Annotated in this window: 41 protein-coding genes and 1 pseudogene; 21 read left to right on the top strand and 21 right to left on the bottom strand. The window is 57.3% G+C overall.

The genetic code is table 11. The annotated features are described in order from the left end of the window. Positions 1–268: 268 nt before the first annotated feature. Positions 269–415, top strand: a complete 147-nt coding sequence (locus FZZ90_RS08740; protein WP_186570036.1) for a hypothetical protein — start codon at positions 269–271, stop codon at positions 413–415. Positions 416–423: 8 nt separating this feature from the next. Here FZZ90_RS08740 and FZZ90_RS08745 read toward each other — a convergent pair whose 3' ends face one another. The 3 genes from FZZ90_RS08745 to FZZ90_RS08755 form a co-directional block, all read right to left on the bottom strand. After that, positions 424–600 (bottom strand): hypothetical protein, encoded by a 177-nt coding sequence (locus tag FZZ90_RS08745; RefSeq protein WP_226425318.1) that lies wholly within the window; start codon positions 598–600, stop codon positions 424–426. 3 nt (positions 601–603) lie between these two features. Then, complete coding sequence (locus FZZ90_RS08750; RefSeq protein WP_226425705.1) at positions 604–783, bottom strand: hypothetical protein; 180 nt, start codon at positions 781–783, stop codon at positions 604–606. Positions 784–848: 65 nt separating this feature from the next. Further along, positions 849–1,001, bottom strand: coding sequence for a hypothetical protein (locus FZZ90_RS08755; RefSeq protein WP_226399519.1), 153 nt, complete (start codon positions 999–1,001; stop codon positions 849–851). Positions 1,002–1,107: 106 nt separating this feature from the next. On the opposite strand from FZZ90_RS08755, the gene FZZ90_RS08760 reads away from it, so the two are divergent. Both FZZ90_RS08760 and FZZ90_RS08765 read left to right on the top strand, forming a co-directional pair. Then, positions 1,108–1,269, top strand: a complete 162-nt coding sequence (locus FZZ90_RS08760) for a hypothetical protein (protein WP_226425319.1) — start codon at positions 1,108–1,110, stop codon at positions 1,267–1,269. Positions 1,270–1,379: 110 nt separating this feature from the next. After that, on the top strand, positions 1,380–1,808 hold the full coding sequence (locus FZZ90_RS08765; protein ID WP_226425320.1) for a tellurite resistance TerB family protein: 429 nt from the start codon (positions 1,380–1,382) through the stop codon (positions 1,806–1,808). Here FZZ90_RS08765 and FZZ90_RS08770 read toward each other — a convergent pair. The 5 genes from FZZ90_RS08770 to FZZ90_RS08790 form a co-directional block, all read right to left on the bottom strand. Beyond that, complete coding sequence (locus tag FZZ90_RS08770; RefSeq protein WP_226425321.1) at positions 1,805–1,978, bottom strand: hypothetical protein; 174 nt, start codon at positions 1,976–1,978, stop codon at positions 1,805–1,807. The genes FZZ90_RS08765 and FZZ90_RS08770 overlap by 4 nt on opposite strands. A gap of 22 nt (positions 1,979–2,000) precedes the next feature. After that, entirely contained in the window at positions 2,001–2,183 is a 183-nt protein-coding gene (locus FZZ90_RS08775; protein ID WP_226425322.1) for a hypothetical protein, read from the bottom strand. Between the two features lie 81 nt (positions 2,184–2,264). Further along, positions 2,265–2,486: a hypothetical protein gene (locus FZZ90_RS08780; protein ID WP_226425323.1), complete on the bottom strand. Its 222-nt coding sequence runs from the start codon at positions 2,484–2,486 to the stop codon at positions 2,265–2,267. Between the two features lie 27 nt (positions 2,487–2,513). Further along, the gene (locus FZZ90_RS08785; RefSeq protein ID WP_226425324.1) at positions 2,514–2,705 is read right to left on the bottom strand and encodes a hypothetical protein; all 192 of its coding nucleotides are present in this window, start codon (positions 2,703–2,705) and stop codon (positions 2,514–2,516) included. Between the two features lie 72 nt (positions 2,706–2,777). Continuing rightward, positions 2,778–3,143, bottom strand: a complete 366-nt coding sequence (locus FZZ90_RS08790) for an AbrB family transcriptional regulator (RefSeq protein WP_226425682.1) — start codon at positions 3,141–3,143, stop codon at positions 2,778–2,780. A gap of 410 nt (positions 3,144–3,553) precedes the next feature. On the opposite strand from FZZ90_RS08790, the gene FZZ90_RS08795 reads away from it, so the two are divergent. After that, the gene (locus tag FZZ90_RS08795) at positions 3,554–4,009 is read left to right on the top strand and encodes a lipocalin-like domain-containing protein (RefSeq protein WP_226425325.1); all 456 of its coding nucleotides are present in this window, start codon (positions 3,554–3,556) and stop codon (positions 4,007–4,009) included. An 18-nt stretch (positions 4,010–4,027) separates the two neighbouring features. On the opposite strand, the gene FZZ90_RS08800 is transcribed toward FZZ90_RS08795, so the two are convergent. Next, positions 4,028–4,306: a hypothetical protein gene (locus FZZ90_RS08800; protein ID WP_226425326.1), complete on the bottom strand. Its 279-nt coding sequence runs from the start codon at positions 4,304–4,306 to the stop codon at positions 4,028–4,030. 61 nt (positions 4,307–4,367) lie between these two features. Here FZZ90_RS08800 and FZZ90_RS08805 point away from each other — a divergent pair, with 61 nt between their 5' ends. Then, positions 4,368–5,606: a cytochrome P450 gene (locus tag FZZ90_RS08805; protein WP_226425327.1), complete on the top strand. Its 1,239-nt coding sequence runs from the start codon at positions 4,368–4,370 to the stop codon at positions 5,604–5,606. Here FZZ90_RS08805 and FZZ90_RS08810 read toward each other — a convergent pair. From FZZ90_RS08810 to FZZ90_RS08845, 8 genes are all read right to left on the bottom strand, one after another. Then, positions 5,588–5,842 (bottom strand): hypothetical protein, encoded by a 255-nt coding sequence (locus tag FZZ90_RS08810; protein WP_226425328.1) that lies wholly within the window; start codon positions 5,840–5,842, stop codon positions 5,588–5,590. The genes FZZ90_RS08805 and FZZ90_RS08810 overlap by 19 nt on opposite strands. A gap of 65 nt (positions 5,843–5,907) precedes the next feature. Next, the gene (locus FZZ90_RS08815) at positions 5,908–6,132 is read right to left on the bottom strand and encodes a hypothetical protein (RefSeq protein WP_226425329.1); all 225 of its coding nucleotides are present in this window, start codon (positions 6,130–6,132) and stop codon (positions 5,908–5,910) included. Positions 6,133–6,144: 12 nt separating this feature from the next. Further along, entirely contained in the window at positions 6,145–6,753 is a 609-nt protein-coding gene (locus FZZ90_RS08820) for a hypothetical protein (RefSeq protein WP_226425330.1), read from the bottom strand. A 37-nt stretch (positions 6,754–6,790) separates the two neighbouring features. Next, positions 6,791–7,030 carry a hypothetical protein gene (locus FZZ90_RS08825; protein WP_226425331.1) on the bottom strand — a complete coding sequence of 80 codons (240 nt, stop codon included), beginning with the start codon at positions 7,028–7,030 and terminating at the stop codon, positions 6,791–6,793. A gap of 133 nt (positions 7,031–7,163) precedes the next feature. Beyond that, the gene (locus FZZ90_RS08830; protein ID WP_226425332.1) at positions 7,164–8,033 is read right to left on the bottom strand and encodes a phycobilisome rod-core linker polypeptide; all 870 of its coding nucleotides are present in this window, start codon (positions 8,031–8,033) and stop codon (positions 7,164–7,166) included. Positions 8,034–8,207: 174 nt separating this feature from the next. After that, entirely contained in the window at positions 8,208–8,441 is a 234-nt protein-coding gene (locus FZZ90_RS08835) for a hypothetical protein (RefSeq protein ID WP_226425333.1), read from the bottom strand. Between the two features lie 119 nt (positions 8,442–8,560). After that, positions 8,561–9,271: a response regulator transcription factor gene (locus FZZ90_RS08840; protein ID WP_226425334.1), complete on the bottom strand. Its 711-nt coding sequence runs from the start codon at positions 9,269–9,271 to the stop codon at positions 8,561–8,563. A gap of 25 nt (positions 9,272–9,296) precedes the next feature. Then, on the bottom strand, positions 9,297–9,482 hold the full coding sequence (locus FZZ90_RS08845; protein WP_226425335.1) for a hypothetical protein: 186 nt from the start codon (positions 9,480–9,482) through the stop codon (positions 9,297–9,299). A gap of 198 nt (positions 9,483–9,680) precedes the next feature. Here FZZ90_RS08845 and FZZ90_RS08850 point away from each other — a divergent pair, with 198 nt between their 5' ends. Further along, positions 9,681–9,908: a hypothetical protein gene (locus FZZ90_RS08850; protein WP_226425683.1), complete on the top strand. Its 228-nt coding sequence runs from the start codon at positions 9,681–9,683 to the stop codon at positions 9,906–9,908. A 297-nt stretch (positions 9,909–10,205) separates the two neighbouring features. On the opposite strand, the gene FZZ90_RS08855 is transcribed toward FZZ90_RS08850, so the two are convergent. After that, complete coding sequence (locus FZZ90_RS08855) at positions 10,206–10,376, bottom strand: hypothetical protein (RefSeq protein ID WP_226425336.1); 171 nt, start codon at positions 10,374–10,376, stop codon at positions 10,206–10,208. Positions 10,377–10,573: 197 nt separating this feature from the next. Between FZZ90_RS08855 and FZZ90_RS08860 the strand changes: the two genes are divergently transcribed. The 6 genes from FZZ90_RS08860 (at position 10,574) to FZZ90_RS08885 (ending at position 13,482) form a co-directional block, all read left to right on the top strand. Next, complete coding sequence (locus tag FZZ90_RS08860; RefSeq protein WP_226425337.1) at positions 10,574–10,753, top strand: hypothetical protein; 180 nt, start codon at positions 10,574–10,576, stop codon at positions 10,751–10,753. A gap of 27 nt (positions 10,754–10,780) precedes the next feature. Beyond that, positions 10,781–10,972: a hypothetical protein gene (locus tag FZZ90_RS08865; protein WP_226425338.1), complete on the top strand. Its 192-nt coding sequence runs from the start codon at positions 10,781–10,783 to the stop codon at positions 10,970–10,972. 103 nt (positions 10,973–11,075) lie between these two features. After that, positions 11,076–11,231: a hypothetical protein gene (locus tag FZZ90_RS08870; protein ID WP_226425339.1), complete on the top strand. Its 156-nt coding sequence runs from the start codon at positions 11,076–11,078 to the stop codon at positions 11,229–11,231. Positions 11,232–11,422: 191 nt separating this feature from the next. Then, positions 11,423–12,379: an orange carotenoid-binding protein gene (locus tag FZZ90_RS08875; RefSeq protein WP_226425340.1), complete on the top strand. Its 957-nt coding sequence runs from the start codon at positions 11,423–11,425 to the stop codon at positions 12,377–12,379. Then, a complete protein-coding gene (locus FZZ90_RS08880) occupies positions 12,369–13,112 on the top strand; it encodes a fatty acid desaturase (protein ID WP_226425341.1) in 744 nt (247 codons plus the stop codon). Before FZZ90_RS08875 ends, FZZ90_RS08880 begins: the two co-directional genes overlap by 11 nt. A gap of 49 nt (positions 13,113–13,161) precedes the next feature. Further along, positions 13,162–13,482: a hypothetical protein gene (locus FZZ90_RS08885; protein ID WP_226425342.1), complete on the top strand. Its 321-nt coding sequence runs from the start codon at positions 13,162–13,164 to the stop codon at positions 13,480–13,482. Between the two features lie 144 nt (positions 13,483–13,626). Here FZZ90_RS08885 and FZZ90_RS08890 read toward each other — a convergent pair whose 3' ends face one another. Beyond that, positions 13,627–13,926 carry a hypothetical protein gene (locus FZZ90_RS08890; RefSeq protein ID WP_226425343.1) on the bottom strand — a complete coding sequence of 100 codons (300 nt, stop codon included), beginning with the start codon at positions 13,924–13,926 and terminating at the stop codon, positions 13,627–13,629. A 1,000-nt stretch (positions 13,927–14,926) separates the two neighbouring features. Between FZZ90_RS08890 and phnC the strand changes: the two genes are divergently transcribed. From phnC to FZZ90_RS08920, 6 genes are read left to right on the top strand one after another with little or no spacing between them, the layout of a single operon-like run. Further along, complete coding sequence (gene phnC, locus FZZ90_RS08895; protein ID WP_226425344.1) at positions 14,927–15,691, top strand: phosphonate ABC transporter ATP-binding protein; 765 nt, start codon at positions 14,927–14,929, stop codon at positions 15,689–15,691. Between the two features lie 44 nt (positions 15,692–15,735). Further along, complete coding sequence (phnD, locus tag FZZ90_RS08900; protein WP_226425345.1) at positions 15,736–16,632, top strand: phosphate/phosphite/phosphonate ABC transporter substrate-binding protein; 897 nt, start codon at positions 15,736–15,738, stop codon at positions 16,630–16,632. A gap of 56 nt (positions 16,633–16,688) precedes the next feature. Beyond that, entirely contained in the window at positions 16,689–17,498 is an 810-nt protein-coding gene (gene phnE, locus FZZ90_RS08905) for a phosphonate ABC transporter, permease protein PhnE (RefSeq protein ID WP_226425346.1), read from the top strand. Then, positions 17,495–18,496 (top strand): phosphonate dehydrogenase, encoded by a 1,002-nt coding sequence (locus tag FZZ90_RS08910; RefSeq protein WP_226425347.1) that lies wholly within the window; start codon positions 17,495–17,497, stop codon positions 18,494–18,496. The genes phnE and FZZ90_RS08910 overlap by 4 nt, the downstream gene beginning before the upstream one ends. Next, on the top strand, positions 18,493–19,257 hold the full coding sequence (locus tag FZZ90_RS08915) for a phytanoyl-CoA dioxygenase family protein (protein ID WP_226425348.1): 765 nt from the start codon (positions 18,493–18,495) through the stop codon (positions 19,255–19,257). The genes FZZ90_RS08910 and FZZ90_RS08915 overlap by 4 nt, the downstream gene beginning before the upstream one ends. Then, a complete protein-coding gene (locus tag FZZ90_RS08920; RefSeq protein ID WP_226425349.1) occupies positions 19,254–19,856 on the top strand; it encodes an HD domain-containing protein in 603 nt (200 codons plus the stop codon). The genes FZZ90_RS08915 and FZZ90_RS08920 overlap by 4 nt, the downstream gene beginning before the upstream one ends. A gap of 196 nt (positions 19,857–20,052) precedes the next feature. Here FZZ90_RS08920 and rimK read toward each other — a convergent pair whose 3' ends face one another. Then, complete coding sequence (gene rimK / locus FZZ90_RS08925; RefSeq protein ID WP_226425684.1) at positions 20,053–21,003, bottom strand: 30S ribosomal protein S6--L-glutamate ligase; 951 nt, start codon at positions 21,001–21,003, stop codon at positions 20,053–20,055. Between the two features lie 57 nt (positions 21,004–21,060). After that, positions 21,061–21,453, bottom strand: a pseudogene (locus FZZ90_RS12885) (ATP-dependent zinc protease); the annotation flags it as partial. 294 nt (positions 21,454–21,747) lie between these two features. On the opposite strand from FZZ90_RS12885, the gene FZZ90_RS08935 reads away from it, so the two are divergent. Genes FZZ90_RS08935 through FZZ90_RS08945 form a run of 3 tightly spaced genes read left to right on the top strand, consistent with a single transcriptional unit; the run spans position 21,748 to position 25,501 of the window. Next, positions 21,748–22,599: a phosphatase PAP2 family protein gene (locus FZZ90_RS08935; RefSeq protein WP_226425350.1), complete on the top strand. Its 852-nt coding sequence runs from the start codon at positions 21,748–21,750 to the stop codon at positions 22,597–22,599. Positions 22,600–22,658: 59 nt separating this feature from the next. Then, entirely contained in the window at positions 22,659–23,966 is a 1,308-nt protein-coding gene (locus tag FZZ90_RS08940; RefSeq protein ID WP_226425351.1) for a YegS/Rv2252/BmrU family lipid kinase, read from the top strand. 41 nt (positions 23,967–24,007) lie between these two features. Beyond that, positions 24,008–25,501 carry a metallophosphoesterase gene (locus FZZ90_RS08945; RefSeq protein WP_226425352.1) on the top strand — a complete coding sequence of 498 codons (1,494 nt, stop codon included), beginning with the start codon at positions 24,008–24,010 and terminating at the stop codon, positions 25,499–25,501. Positions 25,502–25,554: the final 53 nt, after the last annotated feature.

Here is a 25,554-nt window from a genome sequence, read left to right on the forward strand (position 1 = left end):
CGGGGATCGGGGTGGGCGTCACCGGCACGTAGTGACCGGAGAGCACCTGGCGGGGACGGTGGTCCTCCCCATCCGCTGTCGCCTCCGGATCAGGCGTGAGGGATTCCAACAGGGAGTAGTCGGCCCGTTCGGCGAACTCAGCAAACGTGGCGGTGCTCATCGGGCCTTGACGCTGAACCCATCATCGCCAGAGCTGCGGCCGGGTGTTTTGACCGATGGCCAATGCTGAACAGAGGCCCTACACCGAGGGAAGCATGCAAGAGGAACCGTGGGCAAAGCCAAGAAACTTCGCTCGGACAACCGGCAGGAGGAGCTGATCACCAGCCTGATCGGCCTTACCGCGATTTTTGTGGCAACCGCCATCTGGTGGAGCGTGGCTCCCCAGTGGCTCACCAGCAGCTGGCAGACCTTCTAGTAGACGGGCTAGTAGTCGGGCATCGACGCCTCATCCCGCAACGTGCACCAGGGCTCAAGCAGGGTGGGGCGACCGCAATGGGGGCAATCCTGCCCCCGCTTCTCCACCTGCACGAAGGGGATCCAACGGGAGTTGGCCTGCCCCTCATAGCCGCAGTGCTTGCAGTGAATCCGGTACTCCGCCATGGCTCAGAGCGCGGGCTTTTCCTGACGTTGCACAGCCTCATGGGCCTGGCGGAGGCCATGCACCATGAAGCAATAGGCCTGATTGCAGACCAGATATTTGCCTTCGCCGATGGCGTCGATGGTGGACCCGCGCGAGGTGGCAAAAATGCGGCTTCTGAACTCCATCTCATCTCCAGTGCTCACCTCACTGTTGTGGGGGCATGAAGCAGCGGCAACCCGTGTAAACGCGCATTTTGCGCTGGGCTGACTCAGTCGACGCGCTCGCAATGGTCGCCATCGCACTGCAGCCCGCATTGGGGTTGCTTGGCGCCGTACTGCCAGGGACGACGCATGGCCCAGTACTCATCCACCAAACCGAGCAGGTAGGTGCCGATGCGCCGGAGCAAGGAAGCCTGTTTCATCCCCTCAAGCTGGCAACAGCGCCGCAAGCCTGCAACCGGACGCGACGAAATTAATGTGGCAAAACACAGCCTGGGTGGGTTAGGCCCGGTGCAGTGCTGTCGACCCATGACCACCACGCAACATTCAAACCAGCTGCTTGAAGAGCTGGTTGCTGAAGAGATCGGTATTCAGATCGATCAGATCGCTGAAAGCCTGCAGCGGGAAGGCTGGCCAATCTCCATGGTGAAGCGGTTCATGCATGTGGCCGTGGAGCGACTGCCGGAATAACTCCAGGGGACGACTAGGTCAAACAACTCATCTGCAACGGGCTGTTGCGCTTTTAACAACGGCGACCCAGACCATTCATCAACAGTTGGGCAACACTTGCGCCATTCCCGATGAATGTCGTCACTGCTTTTGCAGCCGTTGGCCTTACCGCAGTGTCATGGGACGACACCCTCAGCCGAGCTGGGGCCAGGGCGTTCCGGCATGCCCTCGACTACCGCGAGCCCTACTGCCGGATGAGTGAGAACGAGGTAGTGCTGCTGATGGATGCGGTGCTGGCCATGCGGCTTGAGCGGGGGACCAAGGCGCTGATGCTGGAGGCCGCCAAGGTGCTCACAACCGATCAAGCGCTCACGGCCTACGCCATGGCCTCAGAACTGATGCGCTCCGATGGGCCCTATTCCGCCGAGGAGCGGCGGCGGCTCGACCTGCTGGCCTTGATGCTCTCGATTTCGCAAGTGGAGGCTGAGCGCATCGATTCCGTCTTTGAGTTGCTGCACGCCCCCCTGGAGCCAGCCCTCCTCGTCAACGGCGCGACCTAGGCCGCACGCTTGTCATCACCGAACCAGATGCCCCGGCGGCTGTCGGGCAGGCGAACAACGGCGCGCTCATAGCGCTGGCGGCAGCTTCGGGCACGAAGGTGCTCTTCTGCCTCTTGAAGCAACTGTTGCAGCCTGACGTCGTCCATGGCGTTGCCTTGATGCAGACCCATTCAGGCCACGATCCGAGCGGCGTCAATAGGCCACATTCAACTCGTCTGATCCGTAGCGGAGCAGGAAATCTGCTTCGGTTTGATCGGAGAGCAACAGACAGGTGCGGTCGTTGGCGCCCGTTCGGTAGCAGTAGACGTCGAGCTCCTCAGGGTTGCGGTTGGAGTGGATGACCTCCCCAGTCCGAAGCACGTAACGCGTTGCCATCACCTTCCACCAACGGATTCCTTCCCAATAGCGCTGATTCAGCCCTACCAATCATCTCTGTGCTGAGCTGCAAACAGGAGGTTATTCGTTGTCGACGCGGATAAAAAAGCGACTTTCAACATCCATCTCGCCCTGCTCATCGACCTCCTCCGGATCACCCTCCACCAACTCAACGGCGAAATCCTTGTCGTCCAGTTCATGCACAACGCTCTGACCGTGCACCAGGTTGTGGACGAGCAGCAGTCGTTTCATTGTTGGAAGAAGACGCCATTCCACCGGTTGATAGCAACAGCTTGGTGGCAACGGGTTGCTCAGCCAGCCGCTTGACGTTCAGCGAAAGCCGAAACCATCACGGCTCGGCTGCTTGGCGGAATACTCCCGAGATAGAGCATCAAGCATCAGGGCGATGTAGCGGTCATCCATGCCGATGTCATGCTTCAGCTGACGCATCAGGCTGTTGATGCTCTTGAACGCGTCTGGAATGTGATGGTCCAGATGCTCCTTGGTGGGTTGATAGGGCATCGGAGCCAAAAAAAAATCCCCGTGGAACCTAAGGGAACCACGGGGAACGTGATGTTTCTGCTGAACCGGTGATCAATCCTCTTCTTCAGAGCCGCCAACTGGAATCAGGCGGATCTGCTTGCGTCCGAGCTTGATCTCATATTCATCACCGGGCTGCAGTTCCAAGAGGGCGGTGTAGGCCTTGCCGATCAACAGATTGCCATTGCCCTGAACCACAGCTTTGTAGGAAAGCTTGCGACCACCTTTGCCCACACCGGATCCGCCGGTAGAGAACGACAGGCCCTTGGCTTCCAGCAAAGCCTCGTAGAACGCGGTGAATTTCACCTGTTCAGAGCCGTCTTTCTTTTTGACGACGTAGCCACAACCTTTGGCCAGATCTGTTTTGGCGCAATCGCCAAGTTCCTTGACACGGTTGAGCAATTCAGCTCCGGTAAGCATGAGTCTTTGAGGTCGTGACCTCTCTATTAGAACAAATAATGTGCTGGTCACAAGGGGAAAAGAAACTGAATTCAGTTGATTGGCGGTGAAATCAAAAATCCAGCATGTGTGGATGGTTCGACACAGCCCTCAGCATCAAACAGTTGGCACCAAACAATGCGTTGAGATGAGCCGCCGATGGTTGGTGAATACAAGCCAACAGCGGGTGGTGCATTTCAAGCCGAAACCCCCTCAGCCATCCCCGGGTTCTGCATCAGAGCACCATCGCCACTTGGAGTATGTGCTGATCGCTTTCGTTGTTGTTGCTACTGGATCGGCATTCAATGGCATCAATTACGCAGGAATGCCTCGATTGAGGCTTCAAAGCCAGATCACGATCGATAGGTTGCCGCTCAGGAACAGGTTCAGTTGTGAGCGTCAGTTCGGTTCAGCCCGCCCAAGCCATCCCCTCCACCACCGTTCATGGCGCGTGGCAACTGTTGAGCTACGACGTTGAAGAAAAATCCAACAGCAAAACCTTCGCACCGATGGGCGAGAACCCCACGGGCTATGTGATCTTCACGCCGGAGGGCCGTCTCTCCTTCATGCTCTCGGCGGAAGGTCGCCAACCGGGCAGCACCGCTGAGGAGCGATCTGCCCTGCTGAGCAGCATGATCGCCTACACCGGCATCTACCGACTCGAGGGTGACCGCTGGATCACCCAGGTGGATGGGGCATGGAACCCGGAATGGGTGGGCACGGAACAGACCCGCTTTTTTGCGATCGACGGCGACCTGCTCACGGTGCACACCCCCTGGCGGGTGATGCCCAATTGGCCCGAGAAAGGCCTCACCCGCAGCATTGTTCGCTTTCAGCGCTGCCGCTGAACTGGTTACGGCGAACGCTCAGGCGTCGGTCTCGCCCTTCTGGCCCCCACAGGCATGGCGGGGTTGGTAGCCCTGCTGCTCGGCCAGATAGCGGAGATAAACGATCTGATGACGATCCGGCATGCCCACGGCAGCAATCAGACCCAACGGCCCAAAGAGAAAACCCGCAACAGCCCAGCGGTTACTGTTGCGCGCCTTCTGGGCGGCAACGGTTTTCGACAAACCGGCGCTGATCAGATGAGCAACCAGCACCACAACCAGGGACTTGAGTTCCACAGAGAACGCGCAGCACACCACTTGAGATAGCCAGCGCCTGAAGGACTGTCAGCCCTAGAACGGCAGCTCACGCCGAGCTGTGATGGCCACCACCCCCCTCCCCAGCACGGGCGCCGTCAGCGGACTAGGGGAAACCCTGGCCTTCTTCACCCAGGCGGATTTCGCCCAACGGCGCTTCCACGCCCACGGCGATGTGTTCGAAACCAAGCTGCTGGCCCAACGGATGGTGTTCATCCGCGGCGAACGGGCCATCGGCGATCTGTTTGGGCAAAGCGACTCCCTCGAGGGCTGGTGGCCGGAGAGTGTGCGGCAACTGCTGGGCAGCCAATCGCTGGCCAACCGAACAGGCCCCGGCCACAAAGCACGGCGGCGAGTGGTGGGGCAACTGTTCTCCAGCGCAGCGCTGGTGCGCTACACCCCGTCGATTCAGCAGTTGGTGGAGGAGCTCTGCCAGGAGTTGATCAGCACAAACACACCGCTGCCACTGGCGGCGCGGATGCGGCGCTTCGCCTTTGCGGTGATCGCCAGCACGGTGCTGGGACTGGATGGTGTCAGCCGTGACGCCCTGTTCGCCGACTTTGAGATCTGGACCCGGGCGCTGTTCTCGATTCCGCTGGCGATTCCGGGCACCCCCTTCGCCAAGGCGATGGCGGCACGCCAACGGCTGCTGAACAGGATCAAAGGCGTTCTTAAAGCGGGAGGCAACCAGGGCGGGCTGGATCTGCTGAGCGGAGGCTTGGATGAAGCCGGCATTCCCCTGGACGATGACGACCTGGCCGAACAGCTGCTGCTGTTGCTGTTTGCCGGCTACGAGACCACCGCCTCATCCTTGAGCTGCCTGTTCCGGGCCCTGCTGCTCAACCCGGAGGTGGAGAGCTGGTTGCGTGAGGGATTAGCGGACAACCCGGCATCACCACGGTTGGATGCAACGGTGCTGGAGGTGATGCGGCTGACGCCTCCGGTGGGGGGATTCTTCCGGCGCAGCCTGGCGCCAATCGAGCTGGCTGGGGTGGCCGTTCCCGCAAGTAGCGTGATTCAAGTGGTGCTAAGCCCCACCTCGATCAGTGATGACGACGATCTGGAGACATTCCGGCCGCAACGTCACCTGGATGGGTCGTTCAAGCAAACGCTGCTGCCCTTCGGCGGCGGCGAACGGGTCTGCCTGGGCAAGGCCCTGGCGGAACTGGAGATTCGCCTGATGGCGGTGGGACTGCTGGAGGCGGTGGAGCTGCAGCTGCAGCCGGAACAAGACCTGACGCTGCAGCTGATCCCCAGCCCCACTCCTAAAGATGGACTGCTGGTTCAGGCTGCAGCGCGGTGACGGCGACGGCCCAGGGGTTCGATCCAGTCCACCAGCACCTCCTGGTGACGCAGCATCGGCTCCGGCAGGCGGCAGCCGAGGTTGATCTCGCCTTGGTCCATCAAGCGCCCCAGGCGGATGGCGGCCGCCTCCTCGGGCCGATCAAAGCTGGTCTGGTGCGAGGCCAACCAGCTCACCTCGTGCTCGGTGATCACCCCTGTTGAGAGGCTTTCCAAAAAGATTTCTCCGACGGTCATGAGAGGTTTGTAACGGATTCGTTACATCCTGGCGCGTGTGGCCGGTGGCCGTGGATCGATGCCGCTCAAGCGAGCCACTGATCAGCGTCCATCACCTTCTTGATCAGCAGGCCGAGCCGCTTGAACTCCGCAAAGTTCACATCCTTCACCGCCTGATCCAGACCGCAATCCACCCAGGCACCATCACGCTTCTCCTCAATCGTGAAGTCCTGCTTCAGAGTGTCGCGGCGAATCCGGTAGGTGATGCCGTCGTCGTGGAGGTAATCAGCGGAAACCAGCTGCAGACCCATCAATCGCTCGCGTTAATCCAGCGATGGTGGCGTGAAGGTGTCGGCCACCGCAACAATCCAGCGAGCCGCCGCTGCCGTCACCTGTTCCTTGGTGACGTTGAACTCCAGATCGTGGCCCTGCTCGAGCAGGTCGGGAATGATCGTCTGCCAAGCCATGCCGGCGGCACTGGCATTGAGATCACCGATCAACACGAAGGCCTTGGCCGCTCCGGTGACGGCATCGGTGTATTCGGGATTGGCACTCACCTTGCTGCGGTACCAATCACCCACCTGATCACGCTGGGCCTTGCTCAGGAACGGCGGGGCGCCAACGAGATAGGCATCGAGCACCAACATCGGACTGGGAACACTCTTGCCGGGGTGCTTGAGCTCGAACCAGGCCTGACCGATGGAGGCGGCATCGGGCCAGTTACAGAGGATCGCGGCGTCCTGACTGTCGAGGGAGCGCTGGCCGGTCAGCTGGTCGATGCGCTCGAGCAGGGCCGATCCGGCGAGGGGCGGTTCACTGCGGGCGTGCTCGGCGCGAGCTTCATTGATTGCCTCGGCAACGGCCGCCTCGTTCTCGTTGAGCTGCTCGAGGGCCCGCTTGAGGTTGGCGTCGGCGTCGGCGGGGCTGGCCACGAAACATCAGGCGAGATCAACCCCAAGATGTCATGGGTTATTGGTAGTTCTCCACCTGCAGGTTGTAGCCCGACACCAACAGATTTTTATCCAGACAAATCTCATCAGGGAATTTTGGCGACGCCGATTTAATCAGACGTAGATGAACATCAATTGGCTTGTATCCAGCTCTCAGACAGCATTCGAAAAACTTAGAGACCGCAACTTCAAGAAGCTCAGTGACAAAAAGCGGCGTCACTTTGCCGCTCTCGTGCACCAACATCCCGAAGTAATGCATACCCAAAACAAACAGTTTGCCGACCTTACGGGAATGGGGATCATTCTCAATGAGTAGGAATACTCATGAAAAAGCAGGAAGGTTGCCCCTCCTGCCGTTCACTGATCCGTTGGTTGCTGCCTGAGGCAGAGAATCAATAGCTGCCGTAGTTGAACTTGCCGCCATACATGCGGCGGTGGGCGCTGTTACGGGCGTTCTTGACGGCGTTGGTGTACGAGAAGCCGCTGCCATCGCCGGAGAAGGCAGCGCCGCCAGCAGAGAATCCGCTGAGGTCTTTGGTGAGACGCTTCACCAGCAGAGGGCCGGTGTACATCACGTGCTCGGCACTGGCGTTGGCTGGGGTGATGTCAGCCATGCCCACGAAGGTGGAGCAGGCGGCCCGGGCTTCCGACTTGAAGCCGCGCAGGTAGGGAACCGTGTCGGTACCGAAGGTCTCGAGATATTCCTCGGAGTGGGTGAGGCTGTCGACGAAGGCATCGAAGCCCTGGTCAGCAATCAACTGGATGCCAGCGCTGATTTCCTGCTGACTCACAGGAGGACGACCAAGCAGGTGCTTGGTGGTGAGCTCAATGCCGCGCATGGGCGACACGGCATGGAAGAACTTCTGCTTGTAGAGGTCGGACTTGACCAGGCCGCCCATGAAGCCCTGCACGTTGATGCGGCCATCACAGAGGAAGGCTTCCAAGGAGGTGAGACGCTGGCTATCGGAGATGCCGATGTTGCCGAACACCTGCTTGTAGGCCGAAGCGATGGCTGCTTCCAGGGCCGAACTGCCGGTGGAGGCATAGGAGTGGTTCACCGCCGAGAAGGGGCAGACCTCATGGATCCGAGGACCCATGCCGATGCCCATCGAGGCGCATTGGTTCTGCTTGTATTCAGCAGTGCTGGATGCAGCTTTGCCGGCGTTGGAGCTGGCGCTCTTGGTGGCAGTCGCGGAGTTCGCAAAGGCGAAGGACACCCGTTGATCGTGGGTGAAATCCCGCTTGTACTTCAGAGCTGGCATCCGAAAGACCAATGAAATTCAGTTCAAGTTATGGCGATGACTTCATGCGCGCTGATGAACTTATAAATAGTTCAAAGTGAGCGTTACATGGCGCAATCAAAGCCACTGACTGCAGCGCGATCGTCACAACTTGAAACGGCTGAAAAGCCAGGTCTGAACTGAACTCTTGCGGAATCAACCGCCGTTGCAGAAGCGAACGGCTTCAGCCTGGGAGCGGCCATCAGCCACAACGGTTTCAACGCAGCCGTTGAACAGGCGGCTCTCCTGCTTCACGGCGCAAAGGCCAACGGCGATGGCCGCCAACGACAAAGCCGACACCACGGTGGCGGAGATCTGAACCAGGCCATAGGCGAGCATCGCCCGCTTCTTGCCGCCGCAGGACTGCTGGTTGGTGGTTTCCTCGGACATAACAACAAAGCAACGCCGAGACCCTATGGATCGGGCGTTGGTCACCGAAGCACGATCACGACCGTGATCACCGAACAGCCAATCACCAAACAGGCGATCACCGAACAACCCCCCAGGACTCAGCCGAGGGGATCGATCAGGCCGTAGAGCAACGCCATCACAGCCAACTGGGTGCGATCAGCAGCACCCAACTTGTCTTTGGCATTCACCACGTGGGTCTTCACCGTTTCCACCGAGATACCGAGGCTGCTGCCGATGCCCTGGTTGGTGAGGCCGCGGGCGACGCCAGCCACCACCTCCAGTTCTCGCTCGGTGAGCTCTTCAATCAAGGGCGGCAGGTGCGGGTTCGGAGCCTCGGCCGCACCGAGCTTGCGAATCTCCTCAGGGAAATAGACGCCGCCTTCGGAAAGGGTGTGGAGAGCCTGGATGAAATCGCCCTTGCCGGTGCCCAGGCTTGATTTGAAGATCACCGCATCGGCATAGGCCTGCATCGCCTCCTGCACCACGGCCTGGGTTTCACGCACCAGCACGATCAACAGCTGGCAGGTGGGCAGCTCCGCCTTGACCCGTCGCAGCAGGTTCATGCCGTAGCCGGTCTCCAGATCCGACGTGCAGATCAACAGGCTCGGCTTGTGGCGCAGCACCAGCTCAAACCCCTCCTCTTCGGTGGTGGCGGCACCCACCACGGCACGGCGAATCGGCTCCGCCAAGCAGAGGCAGGTGAGGGTGAGCCGATCACCGCAGCAGGCCACCACCCGCTGGGTCTTGAAAAACTCAGCCGTCGCTTCGATGGCTTCATGCAACGCGCGCGACTCGAGCCGCAGCTCCATCCCAAGCAATTCGGATGTCTTTCTTTTAGCGGCGTTTGGATGGCTCAGCCGTGGAGCCATCACGCCCAGCATCTCGACGGACAACACCGCGGATGCAGTGGGGATAGCGCTCACGCCCCAGGCGCCAGGCCTGGGCGGCATCGGTCACTTGGACCGTTTCGGTCTGCAGCTCGCCCTTGCGCTGAAGAATCAGGTCGTACAGAGGAGACATAACAACCCACGACGCGCTCTTTTATTCAGCAACAAGGAAATGGATTCCACATCCCTCAGTTGGGGGAGGCATGCGGATGGTCATTTCCCTCAACTGAGGGATTTAGAGCAACGAAAAAAAGTCCCAAACCACCTTCGTGTCATTTGGCACAACAGCATTGAGTTAGAGCCAGCACATTGATGCTGTTGCTTGAAAGCTGTGGCCAGCCGGCTGCGTCGATCCCTGCTTCAACTTGGTGACCGAGTCACCCGCCGTGTGCCGCGCTGGCCGGAAGGATCCTGGCCCGATGCCATGCAACGCAGCCCCCGCCGGGTTCGCAGCACCGCCAAGGATCTGATCAAAAGCACCGCTCAAGCAGCGATCGGGCTTGGCCGCCAGGCGGCACGTCTGGGGATGGAATCAATCAAACGAGCCAGCAACCGATGAACAGTGGCTTGCTGGTGTTGTCTGTTCTGCTGTTTGTTGCAGGTGTCACCTTGGTGAGCCTGGGCTGATTAAGCACAAACACTCAACAGGATCAAACGGATCGATCGACAACCAAATTCAAAAAACACGACAGCCGTTGATACAGATATCGATTCGAATCCACACGAACGTGGCTTCAGCACCTTCTAAATCCCATGGAATTCCTGATTGCCAGCTGCTTCATTTTTCCGCTCTCAGCCCTTTGGATTCAATCCCAGGAAGACGACACCAACGAAGATGAAATGGATTTCCTCTGAATCAAGCCCTGGAGGACGGCAAGGCCGAAGTCTTCAACTCATGGGTCAGAAGATCTGTCGCCAGCATGGTGAGAGCAACACCCATCAGCGCAAGAGCAATGCCCTGATTTTCGTCTGAAGCAACAGCTACATTCCGGGACAATTCCAGATGTTTTTCCCAGGAGAAATGCATCAGTTCCAGGCCTGTACATGCTTTCTAAGGCCATAAGCCTTTGCGATCCGAATGATCAGCGGCATTCAGAAATGTTCTGTAATGGAAGCAATGCATTGAGATGAGCATTCTTTCCTCAAATCGGTTGCAACTACTACGTTATTGATTTGCAGCAAAAAAAATTCTCGGGTACGTTCCGCTCACCAAGCCACAAGCCAATGGAACCGATCGCGTTGACTCTGGGCCAGAAATTTGAAATCGAGAAATTCTCACGCGAGATCGACAGCTCAGATGATCTTGCGGCCCTGCGCAGCATTGCCAAAGAGCTGTTAGTGGCCTGGAAACAACAGCAAGCCGCCTCAGCCTGGATCGTGCGCCAGCAATCCCAGGGCCTCTGAAGTCAGCTCATTTCGTTCACAACGACGATGGAAGACAACCAAATGGTCACCACCATTTCGGTGGAGATAGATGCGTTGCGTGTCCTGCACCGGGCAGTATCAGAGGCCTACATCAACTGGCCCGGCGGTGACGCCAACGAACAGGCCTGCCTGTTGAACATGAAGACCCAGCTCTATGCAGCCTTGATGGACCATCTGCTCGAATCGGGTTCCATCTGAGGTTTATTCGGTAGGAAAACAGTGTTTTTCCCCTAACCAGCAAAAAAACTCATGTTGAAGCATCAACAGCGGCAACAGACTTAGCCCGGCTGTGGAGTTCGCCATGCAATCCGATCGCTCCCGCCTGCGTGAACTGGAGATTCGTGTCGCCAACCCACAGCACTGGAGTGCTGGCGAACACGAGATCAATGTTGAAAATCTGAGACAGCTGCGCTTTCAGCTCGCGGATCAACTCAAGAAACTGCATCAACAGACGTAGGCCGCCGCATCAAACCGACCAAAGAAGAAAAGAAAAGACCCGCATCGCTAACGGAACCATCAGCGGGCGAGGCACGTGGACAAAACCCTGCAGGGGCAAGAGCTCACTAACGAGCAGGGAACCGGACAGAGGGACCTTTTTACATAACGAAACATAGTGTTACAGTCTGTAAACCCCTTGATCCGTCCTGGATGTTCACGCTCGATAAAGCCCGCCAGATCTTCCCGGACACCCTCACCGCTGATGCCGTTCCGGCCATCACGGCACGCTTCAAGCTTTTGTCAGCAGAAGACCAGCTCGCCCTGATCTGGTTCGCCTACCTCGAGATGGGCCAGACCATCACCGTGGCAGCCCCCGGTGCTGCTCGGATGCAACTGGCTCGCCCAATCCTCGAGCAGATCGTGGCCATGAGCTTCGACGAGCAGACCAAGGTCATGTGCGACTTGGCCTCCAAGATCAATAGCCCGATCTCCAGCACCTACGCCTACTGGTCAGTAAACGTGAAGCTCTGCTTCTGGTACGAGCTGGGCGAATACATGCGTCAGGGCAAAGTCGCCCCCATCCCCCAGGGCTACAAGCTTTCCGCCAACGCCAACTCCGTGCTGGAAGCGGTGAAGAAGGTGGAGCAGGGCCAGCAAATCACCCTGCTGCGGAATTTCGTTGTCGACATGGGATTCGATCCCAACATCGACGACGACAAGATCGTGACCGAGCCGATCGTCGCCCCGACCCCAGTGGAAGAGCGCGAGGAGATTTTCATCCCCGGCGTTCTGAACCAGACGATCCTCAGCTACATGCAGCTGTTGAATGCAAACGATTTTGATCAGCTGATCGATCTCTTCCTCAACGATGGGGCACTTCAGCCCCCCTTCCAACGTCCAATCGTGGGCCGCGAAGCCATCCTGAAGTTCTTCAAGCGCGACTGCCAGAACCTGAAGTTGATGCCCCAAGGCGGCTTCGGCGAACCGGCAGAAGGCGGCTTCAACCAGATCAAGGTCACCGGCAAGGTGCAGACCCCGTGGTTCGGCCGCGAAGTGGGCATGAACGTGGCCTGGCGTTTCCTGCTCGATGAGAACGACAAAATCTATTTCGTTGCCATCGACCTGCTCGCCTCACCCGCTGAACTGCTCAAGCTTGGTGCCAAGTGACAGCCTGACGAGCAGCCCTCAACGGGGTCTCCAGCTGGGAGCACTGATCGGAATCTCCTGGCTGGTGACGCTGGTCATCGGCCTGCGGTTTGACCTCGATCAGTGGCATCCCCTGGCAATCACCACCTGGGTCCTGGTCCGCAGTTTTTTGCACACCGGCCTGTTCATCCTGGCCCACGACGCCATGCACGACAGCCTGGTGCCGGGGCATGGGTTGATCAATCAACGCATCGGTCGGGTGTGTTTGTGGCTCTACGCCGGCCTCAATTACGACATCTGCAAACGGAACCACCATCGCCATCACCAGATGCCGGAATCAGAAGCCGATCCCGACTTCTGCCCCACCCACAACCGATCACTGCTGGCTTGGTTGGTTCGCTTCCTGCGCAACTATCTCAACCCAGCACAACTCAGCCGACTGATCCTCGTTCTCACGGTTCTGCTGTTGGCAGCGCAACCCCATCAAAGCCAGCCACTTATCACAGTTTCTGTGATATTCCTGCTTCCTTTGCTGATCAGCACCGCACAACTTTTCTTTGTTGGCACTTACCTGCCCCATCGCAAAGAATACAAACAAACAGGCCACGAAGTTTCAATTAAAAGCTTGAATCTTCATCCGTTTGTATCACTGCTCGCTTGTTACCATTTTGGCTACCATCTCGAGCACCACAACCATCCCAAGGCTCCCTGGTTCCTGCTGCCGGAACTACGCACTGGTCGATTGGTTCTCTGAGTTCTGAATCAGAACCAGTTTCCCTACGCTCCCTCCCCCTCTCACCTCAATGTCTGCAACCGATTGGACCTCTGAAGAAGAAGCGGTTGCCCGGCATGCTTTTGATCTGGGCAAGCAGCGATCCATCTTGACCCTGATTGGCAACCTCAAGGATCTGAGCACCAAACTGGACACACCCGAATCAATCTGGCAGTTCCACGACTATCTGAGCACAGAGCGCTATCAATACGAAGGACGAATGGAATTCGATTTCAGCAATATCCTGTTCACCTTGGCCGACATGATCAAGCAGAAGCTGATCAATTACGACGACCTGAACGGCCTCAATCAACTGAAGCTGAGCAAGATCAAAGCCATGTCGATGTTCTGATCAGCAGCAATGGGGAATCACGTTGAGTGCCCAGCACCCTGGCGATTGCAAGAAACCAAGGCTGAAGAGAAAAGCCTTGGCTCACCACACGAGCACAAAAACGCTCTTCGAGACGAAAGAAAGCAGAGATCAAGACTTGTTCTACTAGTTGGAGTCCTCAGGCGGCCACGGAGGGAGACGGATCGAAGTGATCTTATGCACTTTCGTACGAATCGATTTCACAACTGAGCCAAACCCGCCCCGGCTGAGCACTTGTTTTGGGGCGTATTGAATCACTTTCAGACCCTTTTTATTTTGGTAAATCAATTCAGAGCTTTGGATGTAATCCTTGATTTCAGTGATTACAAAACATTCATCCACATCATGCTCGCGCATGATCACCGACAAGGTTGCATCAACCATGCTCCGGATTTCCTTGCGCGCTTGATCAGACAGCTGCACCAACCTTTGTGTATCGCCTGATACAGTTTAACCCGATCCCAACGGTTGTCGCGGGGATCTTTGCTTAAGGAACCTGAGCTCAACGACAGCGGCTGCCTTCAAGCTTCTGTTTGGCCTTGTCGGCTTTCCTGATCAGCTTCTGCGCAGAAGAGCGATCGACGCAAGCTCGAGCCTGGAGCTCAAGGCTGTGCAGCTTCAGAAATTGCTTTAGCGGATTCATAACGACCTCCCTTTAAACCATTCTTAACCTGTAGCACCTCAAGGCTCCAGGGCACTCACGCCTATTCGGATTTCTTAATCAGCCTGCAATCAAGCCTTGACCTTTAAGCCGTAGACATTGCATTGATCAAGGTGAGCACCTGTGCAAGACCTGCTCTCGAAATCCCCCTTCTGGTCATGGCTGTTCGCAGCAGGAATCGTGTGGGGCCCGGGGTTGCTGGCCCTGCACCTGCAACAAAACGGCGTAGTGCCGGTTGCCTCTGATCAACCCTTAACGGCGAGCCAGAAAAGCCAGGACGTATCCGATCAGTAGGCCATTTCCGAACGTGAGCCAAAGGAACTGGTACTTGCTCAGTCCAAGCGCCTTCCTGAACTGCTTCGTGGCGCTCTTGTGCCAGCGGAACATGTAATTCGTTATGCGAGGGCTTATCACCAATACACCAGGGTGATGCATGAACACCAGGCCTGGAAGGAGAGTGTTTTGGCTCCGGCCGGGCCCTGTTGGCTTACAAATCGACTTGCCTCACGCTGCTTGTTCTCCTCGCAGCGAACATGCCCATCAACCATCAAGGAATTCTGACAAGAGCAGCTAATGGCGACTTTGTCGCCACACCAAATCAACGAGAAAGAAGAAGCGAAAAGTTATGAAATCAATAACAGCAGGTCAACGATAATTATAAATTGAAAGGCGATAAGTAAAGCTCAACCAATTCTTATCCATTTGTTAATTAGTAGCGCCAGGCGAGGGTTAGATTTGAAAGCAAGGCCTTGGCAAAACATTGAAATGAATAACCTGTTAAGAGTCGAGCAGTTATCAGTATCATTCGGGGAAGATAATTTTGCTGTTCGAGATATCAATTTTTCGCTCCAAGATGGAGAATTCGTAGTTCTTCTAGGCTCCTCCGGAGCCGGAAAATCAACGCTGCTTCGCTCCCTGAACGGACTAGTTGAACCCCACTCGGGAAGGATCCAATCACGCCACCACGGAGAGATCAGCGCGAGCAAAAACCGGCAGCTTCGCGCCCACCGTCGCGACACGGCAATGGTGTTCCAGCAGCACCAGCTGATTGACCGCCTATCCGTGCTCGACAACGTGCTGATGGGGCGATTGGGATACCACTCTTTCCTGCGTTCACTGCTTCCACTTCCCGAGAGCGATCGCCAAAAAGCTCTCTCAGCCATCGAGCGGGTCGGCTTGATCGACAAAGCACTGGCCCGCGTCAAAGACCTCAGCGGCGGCCAGCAGCAGCGCGTCGGAATCGCTCGAGCGCTTGTTCAAGAGCCTCGCCTCATTCTCGCGGACGAACCGATCGCCAGCCTGGATCCAGAAAGTTCTGTGCAGATTCTTTCGCTGTTGAAAGACATCTGCCAGCGCGACCGAATTGCTGTTCTGGTGAGCCTTCACCAGGTGGAATTCGCACGCCAGTTTGCTGATCGAATCATTGGCATGGCGGCTGGCCGCATCATTTGCGACCAGCACTCCATGACCCTGGACGAGAGCGAGATTCACGCCCTGTATCGCCACAAGCTCGAGGCAGCGGTCACCTAAAAGTCCGCCGTCTCGAATTCAGGCTTGCTCTTCATTTCATCCCCATGTTGTCCCAAGCTGCGCGTTTTTCAGCCGTTGCTTTTGCATCTGCTGCGATTTTTCTGGTTGGTTGCTCCAGCCAAACAACAACTGGCAAGTCTGCCGACACCAGTGATCCCGACAAGCTGATTGTTGCCCTGATTCCGGATGAAAATGCCGCAACGGTGATTCAGGACAATCAGGGGCTCAAGGATTTCCTCAATCAGAAACTCGGTAAGGAGATCGAACTGGTGGTCACCACCGATTACTCCTCCATGATCGAGGCGGCCCGCAACGATCGCCTCGACCTGGCCTATTTCGGACCGCTGTCGTACGTCTTGGCCAAAACCAAGAGCGAGATCGAACCGTTCGCCGCACGGATCAAGGGTGGCACCAAGACCTACAACTCGTGTCTGATCGGCAACACCGAAGCCGGTGTGACCGACTTTGAAGCGATCAAAGGCAAAACCTTTGCCTTTGGAGACCCAGCTTCAACCTCCAGTCGCATGTTCCCGGAACTGACCCTCAAAGAGAATGGCCTCACCAAGGGTGAGGACTACGAGGGGGTGTTCCTCGGCGCCCATGACGCTGTGGCCTTGGCGGTTCAGAACGGTAATGCTCAAGCCGGTGGGATGGCCTGCCCGATTTTTGAGTCGATGAAGGAGAAGGGCAAAATCGACGACACGAAAGTGACGTTGATCGCCAAATCAGCACCGATCCCGCAGTACCCCTGGACGATGCGCTCGTCGTTGAAGCCCGAACTGAAGGAGACCATCAGCACCACCTTCATTGAGCTGAACGACGAGAGCGTCCTGAAGCCCTTCAAGGCCGATGGATTCGCCGTGATCACCGATCAGGACTATGACGGCATCCGCAAGGCGGGTGATCTTCTGGGCCTCGACCTCGGCAAGTTCGTCAACTGAACACGTTCCTCTGTCCCGATGGTTCACACCATCGGGACCTTTTTTGTTTTTCCTTTATGAGTGCTTCCGTTGATTCCTATCGCGCCATTCTTCGGCGCCATGAGCTGCGATGGCGGCAGCAATTCCTCCGTGTTCTGGTGATTCTCACGGCGGTGGTTGGTTCCCTGGCCATTGTGGGCCTGTTTGATCCGAATCGAATCGCTACCGGGGTGCCGGCGATTTTGAACTTGCTGCCTGAAATGTTCCCACCGGATTTCGGGCGGTGGCAGTTCTGGATCAAGCCCTTGATCGACTCGATGGCCATGAGCATCGCGGGCACCTCAATCGCTGTTTTCTTCTCACTGTTGCTCTGTTTCTTCGCAGCAAGAAACACCAGCCCCAGCCGTGGCTTGTACGTCATGGCCACCGCAATACTCAACGTGACCCGAGCCGTTCCCGAGCTAATTCTCGGCATGATTCTTGTGGCCGCCGTGGGCTTCGGAGCACTGCCCGGAACGCTGGCCCTCGGTCTTCACTCCGTTGGCATGCTCGGCAAGTTCTACGCCGAGGCGATCGAGCTGTGTGATCAAGAACCGATCGAAGCCGCCCGCTCCTCAGGGGCATCTGAACTGCAGGTGATCGTTCACAGCATCCTTCCCCAGGTGTTCCCAGCCATGGCGGATGTCACGTTCTACCGCTGGGAATACAACTTCCGGGCTTCGATGGTGGTGGGCGCCGTGGGTGCCGGTGGCATTGGCTTGGAAATCATCAGTGCCCTGCGGATCATGGAGTACCAACAGGTCTCAGCCCTGCTGTTGGTGGTGCTCGTGGTGGTTACGGCGCTCGATTCAATGAGCAATGCCCTGCGCCATTGGATGGTGCAATGACAACCCTCGTGAGCCATCAACACCGGCCCCATCTGGTGGTCACGAACTATGTGCAAGAGGAGGTCATTGACTTCCTCTCCGAATTCGCACGGGTCACCGCCAATCGCAGCCGGGAACCCTGGAGCCGTCGATCTTTGCTGGAGGCAGCAGCGGACGCCGACGGCCTGCTGATGTTCATGCCGGATTGCGTCGATGCCGACTTTCTTGATCACTGCCCGCGGCTGCGCTCGATTGCCGGAGCCCTGCGTGGTTTCGACAACTTTGATCTATCCGCCTGTGATGCACGGGAGATTCGCTATCAATTCATCCCCAATTTGTTGGCGGCACCAACGGCAGAACTCACCGTTGCGATGCTGATCAGCCTGGCGCGATCCATCCCGGCAGGGGATGCCTTCGTGCGCACAGGTCAGTTCCCTGGATGGCGGCCGAACTTCTACTCCAAAGGAGTGATTAACAGCACAGTTGGCATCGTGGGAATGGGGCAACTCGGCCTTGAATTCGCCGAGCGCATGCGGGGCTTCGGCGCAACGCTCCTCTACAGCGATCCCGTTCGTCTTGATCGCCAATCTGAGCAACGTCTTGAGCTGCAGCATGTGGAGTTCAACGACGTGATTGAACGCAGTGATCACCTGGTGCTGATGGTGCCGCTCACAAACGACACGCTGCATCTGATCAATGCGGATGTGTTGGCCCGATGCAAGCCGGGAGCGGTGCTGATCAATCCATGCCGCGGCTCGGTGGTGGATGAACAGGCTGTTGTGCGGGCACTGCAATCGGGCCAGCTGGGGGGCTACGGAGCAGATGTTTTTGAGATGGAGGACTGGGCCCGACAGGACCACCCCAAATCCATTCCCCAGGCCTTGCTCGATCAACGCGATCGCACCGTGCTCACGCCGCACATCGGTTCGGCCGTTCAATCGATCCGCGATGACATCGCCATGACAGCGGCCCGCAATCTCAAGGCACTTGTTCAGACCACCTTGTTGCCGATCAAATGACCAACATCACAACGCACTGGGATCCGAAGGATCTCCTTCAATTCAAAGGGCTTCATCAGCAAGACGGTGTCGTTCATGTGCCTGGCTTGGTGGCAAGCGACGCCATGGCCGAGCTGTTGGCTTGGGTTGACGACATTTCCAACGCGTCAACCCTGGGGCGCCACTACTTCGAAAGCACAGCCCACGGCCGGGTCAAAGCGCGAACCGAAGACTTCGCCAAGGATCACCCTCCCCTGCATCAGTTCCTAACCCAAGGGCGGGTGCACGACGTACTCGAAGCATTGTTTGGCGAGCCACCGGTGCTGTTCAAGGAAAAGATCAACTACAAGCACCCCGGTGCAGCCGGGTATGCCCCCCATCAGGATGCACCGGCCTATCCGTATGGCTCCCTGCACATCACGATGCTGCTGGCCTTGGATTCAGCTGATACCAACAATGGTTGCTTGGAATTCGCCAAGGGGGCCCATCACAACGGGGTGATTGGCGTGAATGCCGATGGATGTCTACCGATTGAGCAGGCATCCCAACTCGAATGGACGCCGATGCCTGTGGCTGCTGGCGACGCTGTGTTCTTCAACTCCTTTGCACCGCACCGCAGCGGCACAAACCGCTCCGATCGTTCACGCCGCGCGCTGTACGTCACCTACAACGCCAGCTCCGAAGGCGATCTGAGATCGGAGTACTACGACCACAAAAAGCAGGCGCTGGCTGAAGGGCGCGTCAGCTTGATCAACCATTTTCTCGGGGAGGACGTCTCATGACCGCACTGGCCGACCACGCCATGGAATGGATGAAATCCATGCAAGCGGGGAGTCGCGAAGAGCGCGTTGATCTGCTCTTCGCCTATCTGCACACCCATGGGCAATCCAGCTACGACCCATCGGTGACGCAGCTGGAGCATGCTCTACAGACAGCGCATCTGGCCCAACAGGAGTCGCACCAGCCCCACATGGTGGTGGCATCACTGCTTCATGACATCGGCCATCTGATGATTGATGAACACGATGAGCGGGGGGATTTCCTCGATCAAGACTGTGCCCATGAGGCCGTCGCAGCCCGAGCACTCTCAGTGTTCTTCCCCACGCAGGTCGTTGCCCCCGTACAGCGGCATGTCTCAGCCAAACGGCTGCTGTGCTCCCTGGATGAGACGTATTACGCGGGACTATCGGAAGCATCGAAACGCAGCTTTGCCGTGCAAGGCGGAGAGCTGAGCCGTTCTGAAGCAATGCGGCTGTTGGCCTTAGAGGGGATGGACGATGCCATGGCACTACGGCGCTGGGACGACCGTGCCAAGGTTGATGGGGTTGAAGTGCCCGACTTGGATGCCTACAGGCAGGTGGTCTTGGACCATCTGGTGTGAAGCAGAAACCGAACGTAATCAGAGCATCGCGATGCAAATCCGCACCGCCTGGTTGATCTCAACGTCGCTTCGACAATCGCCAGGAGATCGAAGCAAGCCAAATCAGCAACACCAGCAGAGCCAGCATCGAAACATTTAAGTAAAAGGTGAACATCGGTTAGGGCAGAAAACCAAGGCTCCCGCCCAACACACCAGATCAAGAAGCGACCAGAGCGGGGGTCGAACAGGAACGAACCCAACCCAGTTTTCGCTCCACTTCCTGAATCATTTGACCGGCGAGATCCTTACCCGTCGCCGTTTCAATTCCCTCGAGCCCAGGGCTGGAATTCACCTCCAGAAGCAAGGGCCCACGCTCCGAGCGGATGATGTCTACACCGGCCACGTCAAGGCCGAGCGCCCGTGTCGCCGCCACAGCCAGCTTGCGCTCCTCAGGCCGGATGCGCACCGCTTGAGCTGAACCACCCTGGTGAATGTTGGAGCGAAAGTCGCCCACTGCAGCTGTCCGCTCAATGGCCGACACCACCTTGTTGCCAATCACGAAACAACGCAGGTCCTTTCCACCGGCCTCCTTGATGAATTCCTGAACCAGCAAGTTGGCGTTCAGGCTCTTCATGGCATTGATCACACTCTCTGCAGCCTTCTGGGTTTCCGCCAAAACGACGCCACGCCCTTGGGCGCCCTCCAGAAGCTTGAGGATCAGCGGTGCGCCGCCCACCATCTTGATCAGATCCTTGGTGTCGAGCGGAGAACTGGCAAAACCGGTAACCGGCATGCTCAGCCCATGGCGCACAAACAGCTGTGACGCCAGAAGCTTGTCGCGGGATCGTTTGATCGGCTCAGCAGCATTGAGAACACGAATGCCCATCGCCTCAAACTGACGGGTGATCGCGCATCCGTAGAAGGTGACGCTCGGACGAATGCGGGGGATCACCGCATCGATGCGCTCGAGCACATTGCCACCCCGGTAATGCATCTCGGGGTTCTGCGGATCGAGCCGCATGTAGCACTGCTTGACGTTGAGGAATTCCATGCGGTGTCCGCGCTCCTCACCCGCCTCCAGCAGTCGACGGTTGCTGTAAAGCTCTGGATCCGAGGCGAGCAGAGCAATGCGGAGGCCCGTGCGTTCGGTGCGCAAGGCCGCATACATCCCTTCCAGGTGGGCCGGTTCAACGTCACCCAGTTGATGGCTCCCCTCAGGATCCACAAGCACGCGCCCCACCATTGCCTCGCGACCGAGCAACATCCGGTAGCCCATCGCATCCCTGTTCGTGAGGGTGAGTTCAATCGGCCAACGCTTCTCGCCGAGCACCAACTCTTCCCGAATCACATAGCGGGTTTCCGAGATGCCACTGGTGTTGCGCACGCCGCGTTGCTCCAGCACCGGCGCCTCATGGCGCACCACCACACTGCGGTCGTTCTGGAGCGGATGCACCTCAAAACTGATCCACAGCTCACCATCCCTCTGGAAGGGGACAATGTTGAAGGCATGCAACGACGACGTCGCCGCGCCGGAATCGACGCGTGCCTTAATCGCCGGCAATCCAAGCCCTGGCAGGGAGCACCACTCCTCACTGCCGACGATGAGTTTGTTGGTCAAGGCCGCTGTGGGTCCTTATCGAGAGAGCGCGAAATCATAGAACTCCTGTAGCCGTTTCAACCAACTGATTGGCACCAACGGATCCATCCCCATCCACCAAATGGGTGAACTTTCCGGGCTTGGCCCTCCCTCAAATGGGGAAATCACCCAGGTTCACTATCCAACGTCTCAGAAAAAAGCTCGATGACCATCAAAAAGAGGTGAGATGAGCCGATTCGAACGGCATCCAGTCGTTTATATGGCTCTCATGAAACGAAATAGCTATTTCTGAAGATGCCAGGCTGGTGCCTCCTAATGCGTCGGATTGAACTGGGTCTTTTGGTGTTGGCGCTTTTCGGACTAGGAGGCATCACAGGTCTCCCGGCAGAAGCAGGACAACCCACCTACTGCGAATCCAACGTCGGATCACCAAGTGATCTGAAGGAGTTGAAACACGGTCTCCTGCAGGGCTACCTCGATCCGAAAACGCTTCCCGACTCCCTCAAACTGCTTGCTCCTCCACCGGTACCTGGATCAGCAGCACAGGCACTCGATGAAGAGATCGCCAAGGCCAATTTTTCACATGAAGGCACTGCACGCTGGAGCCAAGCAGCAACGGATGCCGATCTGAACTTTCCTGCCGCCGCATCGATCTTTTCCTGCAGTTTGGGCATCGAAATTTCAGAAGAACGCACACCGAGGCTTTACACGCTCCTGCGTCGATCACTCACCGATGCGGGATTGGCGTCTTACAAAGCCAAGAACCACTACCAGCGATCAAGGCCGTTCATGAGCAATGGGGAGTCGATCTGCACCCCTGATGATGAGAATGCTCTGCGAACCGACGGCTCCTACCCATCTGGTCACACCTCTGTGGGCTGGGCCTGGGCTCTGATCCTCAGTGAGATTGCCCCCAACCAACAGGATCAAATCCTCCAACGGGGAATGGATTACGGAAGGAGCCGAAACATCTGCAACGTTCACTGGCACAGCGACGTTCAAGCGGGGCAGCTCATTGGCGCAGCAACGGTGGCACAACTGCATGCCAACCCCGTGTTCCGTGCTGATCTGCGGGCAGCACGCAAAGAAGTGAAGGCGCAGCAAGCCGCCAACAACAGTGCGAACTCGATCAGCTGCAAGCGGGAGCAAGCGGCATTACAGCCCTAACCAACCACGAAGAGACAACCAACAACAACACAGAGAGACAACATCTCCAAGGTTGAGCCATGCCCTCCAACATTGTCTTGAATGCCGATCCAGATGTTTGCCCCGCCATGGGGACCTGGATCACCAATAACACCCAGCTGCTCTCGGGTTTTTCTCTTCTCATCGCCGAAGACGTGATCGAGGAGCTCACCCTGCGCCATGAATTAGGTGGGCTTTCGATCATTCCCTGTCGTGCCATTCGTGACGGTGGGGATATCAGCATGGCCGCCAAGGTCCTCGAAGGAGAGATCAGTGGCCTGATCCATTTCCCTGCTCCACCTGAACAAATGAGCAGGGATGTGCTCGCCGAACCACTGGTACGAGCGGCCCTGCTCTGCGACTTACCGATCGCACTGAATCCAGCCACGGCATCCGCCCTGTTGCAGGGCGTGAAACGGAGTCGGCGGGGTTATCTGATTTTCAATCCAATCGCCGGACAAGGGGATCCTGAGGTAGAACTCGCAGAGATTCGTAGCTATCTCGAACCGCAGTTCATGCTGCAGGTTTGGAAAACCCAGCCTGACCTTGATCCTGCAGACCAAGCCAAAGAATTGATCAAGGAGATCAAAGCATTCGAGAAAGAAGGAGAGGGCGAGTCGATCATCATTGCCTCGGGAGGGGACGGAACCGTTGGAGCTGTTGCCAGTGCCCTGCAGGGCAGTGATATTCCACTGGGCATCATTCCCCGCGGCACAGCCAACGCATTTTCCGTTGCCCTGGGTATCCCCACAGGAGTGAAGGCCGCCTGCACCAATTTGCTTCTGGGCAATCTGCGACGTGTCGATGTCGCCGTTTGCAACGACCGACCCATGATCCTTCTCGCTGGCCTTGGCTTTGAAGCGGGGATGGTGGATAAAGCCAGTCGTGAACTGAAAAACATCCTTGGCCCCATGGCCTACATCTTTTCTGGTGCCAGGCAGCTGGTGGACCAACAACCATTCCAAGCCACCATGCAAATCGATGGCAACGAATACCAGCTGGATACGAGCGCCATCACCGTGGCCAATGCTGCACCAGCCACCTCCGTGATGGCCCAGGGGTTCGGGGAAGTGATTCCCGATGATGGGCTTCTTGAAGTGATTGTGGCCACCCCCAAAGACCGCATTGGTGGTTTTTCGGTGCTATCCAGCCTCGCCTGGTCGGCTATTAAAAGCAGCAATGCCAACCACAGCAACATTGCCTGTTTTCGAACCAAGCAGATTCAAATCAAGTTGAATGACGTTCAGAAACTGGTGATTGATGGCGAAGTGCTTGATGCACAAACGGTCACGGTGAGCGTGAACCCTCAAGCCTTGCAAGTGGTGGCACCCATCCCACTGAAATTTTGAATTTCGCCAGCGATCCTTCCCTTCAACGCAAGATCAGCCAGATGCGCAAGCGCGTGCGCTGGCAGCATCCGGAACTGATGCGTCGCGGGATCGATCAAACCCGACTCGTGATTAACAACGCCAATGGCAACCCCGCTGCGCACGATGCCTTTCACTTCCTCGTGCTTGGCGACAGTGGCACGGGTCGTCATCGGCACCACAGCCCACCCCGTCGCATTGCCGAACGTCTTCTGCCCCACAAAACAGACGCTGCCTTTCTGCTTCACACCGGAGACGTGGTGTATCTGATTGGGGCTGCTGATCAGTACCGCGACAACTTTCTGAAGCCCTACAGGGAATGGCTCCAGCACAGTGAGAAATGGCAAACCATCAGCCACGAGGGACTGGTCTTCAATCAACCCTTCCTTCCGGTTCCGGGAAATCACGACTACTACGACCTCTCAATTCCCGTGGCATTGCTCGCAGGTCTCACCCTGCCATTGCGACGGCATCTGCAATGGATGCACGACATCGACGCTGGTTGGCGCGGCTCACGGCAGGGTGAAACCTATGCCCGCGCCTTCCTTGATGTTCTCGCTGACATCCCCTTAGCCCATCTCGGCGATCACCTGGATAAGCACTACGACGTTTCGTGGAACGGGAAGCGATGCCTGCGCTACCAACCCGGCATCAACACTCGACTACCCAACCGCTACTACCGCTTCCGGCATGCCGGTGTTGACGTGTTTGCAATCGATTCGAACACACTGTTGACAACATCCAACCCGTCAACAAATAGCGTTAAGTGTCGGCAAGAGCTTCGCAGTCTTGAACAACAACAGGCCACTCTCTACAGAGATTTGGCGAACAGCAATCTCAGTGAAGAGAAGCGCGATGCGCTCCTCGATGAACTTGAAACGCTGCAGGAGGAATGCTTCGATCTTCAACGCCATTTCAGGCCCAGTGCGTCGGTTGATCACGAGCAACTGACCTGGCTTAAGGAAGGGCTGATCGCATCGCATCGTGATCCCGATGCACGCGGACGCATCTTGACGATGCATCACCCCGCTTATGTCACAGAAAAAACCAAATGGAATCAGGCCGATACACAGGCGGTTCGCAACCACCTAAGGGATGTCTTCGACGAGGTTGCGTCATCTCTTGGGGACAGCCTCAGTTCGCCACTTGTGGATCTTGTACTCAGTGGCCATGCCCACTGTTTGGAGGTGCTGCGCACCCATGAAACCGGACATGCTGATCGCGAGATCAACTGGGTGATCTGCGGAGGAAGCGGCTATGGGCTCCGCATGCAACGGCGTGAGGGGGCTGAGCTGATCGAAGAGGACAACGCAGGAAACAGCAGCGTGATCGCCAGCAACAATCTCTTCATCGGACGCAACTGGAATGGCTGCGCTGAAGGAGATGCCTACAGCGGCATGCGCGTTGACATTGCTGAAGGGAGGCCACTCACCATGACCTTGAGACCGTTGGTGTCATCCCGAACCAGCAAAGGATGGGTTGATGCAGAACCTGGACCAATCACTCTGGGGCGATAAATCAAGGGGGAGAACCAACATTTAGAGGCACCACCCCCGACGCAAAAGAGCAC

It is taken from the genome of Synechococcus sp. MU1617 (assembly GCF_020514235.1).
GTDB lineage: Bacteria > Cyanobacteriota > Cyanobacteriia > PCC-6307 > Cyanobiaceae > Parasynechococcus.